At 59.6% G+C, this 2,344-nt stretch carries 4 protein-coding genes; all 4 read right to left on the minus strand.

The genetic code is table 11. The features are described 5' to 3' along the window. Positions 1 to 74 precede the first annotated feature (74 nt). The 4 genes from KB893_RS18100 to KB893_RS18115 all read right to left on the minus strand — a co-directional run bounded on the left by KB893_RS18100 (position 75) and on the right by KB893_RS18115 (position 2,100). Positions 75 to 731 (minus strand): DUF3987 domain-containing protein, encoded by a 657-nt coding sequence (locus KB893_RS18100; protein WP_213173970.1) that lies wholly within the window; start codon positions 729 to 731, stop codon positions 75 to 77. Beyond that, positions 728 to 1,033, minus strand: a complete 306-nt coding sequence (locus KB893_RS18105) for a hypothetical protein (RefSeq protein WP_211927683.1) — start codon at positions 1,031 to 1,033, stop codon at positions 728 to 730. Before KB893_RS18105 ends, KB893_RS18100 begins: the two co-directional genes overlap by 4 nt. Then, a complete protein-coding gene (locus KB893_RS18110; protein ID WP_211927684.1) occupies positions 1,030 to 1,461 on the minus strand; it encodes a helix-turn-helix transcriptional regulator in 432 nt (143 codons plus the stop codon). The genes KB893_RS18105 and KB893_RS18110 overlap by 4 nt, the downstream gene beginning before the upstream one ends. Before the next feature lie 93 nt (positions 1,462 to 1,554). Then, positions 1,555 to 2,100: a hypothetical protein gene (locus KB893_RS18115; protein WP_211927685.1), complete on the minus strand. Its 546-nt coding sequence runs from the start codon at positions 2,098 to 2,100 to the stop codon at positions 1,555 to 1,557. Between the last annotated feature and the right edge of the window lie 244 nt (positions 2,101 to 2,344).

The raw sequence follows: 2,344 nt of genomic DNA on the forward strand, positions 1-2,344 counted from the left end.
CAGTTGCGGCCGCATCCCGCCGGCACAGTTCGCCGCCAACCACCGAACCCAAACCGCCACATCCGCAGTACCCTTCAACCCCGGACTCTCCCAGTAACTGGTGGTACGGCTGCTGGGGGCAGGTCAAGCGTGCCCAGCTTGCTCATCGCACCACCCTTCAACACCACCTCTCCTTCATCGCTGAGGATTGCGATGGACTTGCCGTTGCCTTGCATGGCCTCCATCAATGGGCGTTCGGTGATGTTCTGATGCACGATGCGCGCGCGAACCGGTTTGCTGGGCTCATGCTCGCCGTGCTTGATGAGCTCGACCCGCAGGTGTTCGATGTCTTCACCGCGGTTCAGCGCCTTGGCAATCTTGCGTTGGATCGCCGCATCTTGGGCCTCCCAGAAACGGCGGTCAGCCTTGTAAGTGAGGAGGGCCGTATTGTGCTTCTGCGCCATCTCCTCGTCATGCGCGTAGATGGGCGCACAGACGATGCTGTCGGTTGCCGTCTTGCGCTCGCCAGAGTCGGCAATGACAAGAACATCCAGTGAGACCGGACGGACCTGCCCGGTGGGGAGTACGACGTCCGCGTCGCCCTGGCAGGCGACAGACATTGCGGTGAGGAACGAACCCGCGATGAGCGCGTCGGGAGCCTGCAGATTGCGTTGCACTTCGAGGACCGCGTCGCGAATGACACTGTACAAGGCAGCGATCGGGTAAGCACGCGGTGGGCTGTAATCGTTCATGCGACCTCCTCCTCGTCGACCACGTGGCTTTGTGCCCGGCGTTTCTCGGCTTCAGCAGCCATCAGTTCCTTGAAGCGGGACGGGTGCAGCTTCAACCCCTTTTCTTCAAGCATCTCCAGGATCGACTTCTGGGTGATGCTGTTTTCGAGCAGCTCGACGATCACCGGATACAACAAGGAGAACAACTGAGTCCTGCGATGCTGGACTTTGGGCTTCAACGTGCGCAGGGCCGACGCCATTTCGTCCGCTTGGGCGCTGATGTCGGCGAGGTGGTTGTCTGCGAAGGGAGATGCGCTAGTCATGCCGCGCCTCCGTTGACGGACGCACGGGAGGCAATAGCGCGGGCTTCAATCCACGCCTCGATCTCGTGTTTGCGCCAGACTACGGGGCTGCGCGGGTGCTCCCCCAGCTTGATGGCTTGTGGGAGGGTGGGATCGTAGGAGGCCGATTTCTCATTCTTCCAGGCGTACCACGTGCTTTTCGAGATGCCGAGTCGCTTCAAGAGGACGGGCAGACGGTAAACAGCCGTCTTGTCGACGAAGCGATGGTCATTTGCGGCCAGATCGCGAATAGACTGGGACAGGTTGTCGAGGCGCGGGAACAGCACCGTCTCGACGATGAAGCGGATGGCTTTTTCGAGATCAAGCTGGTCGTGGAGAGGCGGCAGGCTATGGTCTTGCACGCGAGCGTTGGTAAAGCCAGCGGTGCAGGAAGTACTGAGTTGAGGCATTGATGTTTACTCCTTCGTGGCCGCAACGCGGTAGTGCGTTGTGGTGCGGCGCAGTGTCGAAGGGAAACTGGCAATTGCTTATACGGTTGCTAGCTATTGCCTTGACCGGCTGCGATTTCGCGTGGTAGGCGGTTTTAGCCGTTCTGCTTGGGCCAGGGCCTGTCTATATGCCTTTGCAAGTTCAGGGTAGGGGGATCGCTTATCGGTAGCCCACTTCATCAATTTTTCCCTAAGGCGATCGGTCAGCGGATCCTCGGATGCCCAGCCGTTGGTAGCTCGCTTGTCGTACTTCGCCAGAAGCTCCCCGTGATCAGGGGCTTCCTCCATTCGATCAACAATGGTTCCCAGCAGATGGGTCGGGTCCGCCATTCGGGCGGTTACCTTCATGTCGCTCAACATGCTGGTCGCGATGGCTGCGATCTTGTCTCTGGCCGGCTTACCCTGTTTTGCCCCAGACTCACTTTTTGCCTCAGACTCAGTCTTGGGCGAAAGCGTCATGCCAATGTGCATCCAGCACTCGATCAGCGCGTGTAGCGCTCGAAGCTCATCGTTAGCGTCCCGCGCATTCTTTGCCTCGATCCAGTAGGCAATCGCGACCTCAAGCATGTCATCGGTTTGGACCTTTGACTTCGCCGTCAAGGTCTCCTTTTCCTGCTTGAGGCGCTCATACTCTTGGATGTGCTCTTCTCGCGGCTGCCTGTGTTCGCCCTCTGGCGAGTAGATCTGAGCCCATGCGTCGCCTAACTTCGCTTCCAGCCGACGTCCCCCCGCCCTCAGTAGCGGGTTGATCTAGAGTCCGGGATCGATGGTAGTGGATGCCAGCTGCTGCGCGTAGGCACGTGGGGTCAGCCCGCCCAGTGCCTTCTTCGGGCGCTCGTCGTTG

It is taken from the genome of Coralloluteibacterium stylophorae (genome assembly GCF_018122625.2).
In the GTDB taxonomy this organism is placed as follows: domain Bacteria; phylum Pseudomonadota; class Gammaproteobacteria; order Xanthomonadales; family Xanthomonadaceae; genus Coralloluteibacterium; species Coralloluteibacterium stylophorae.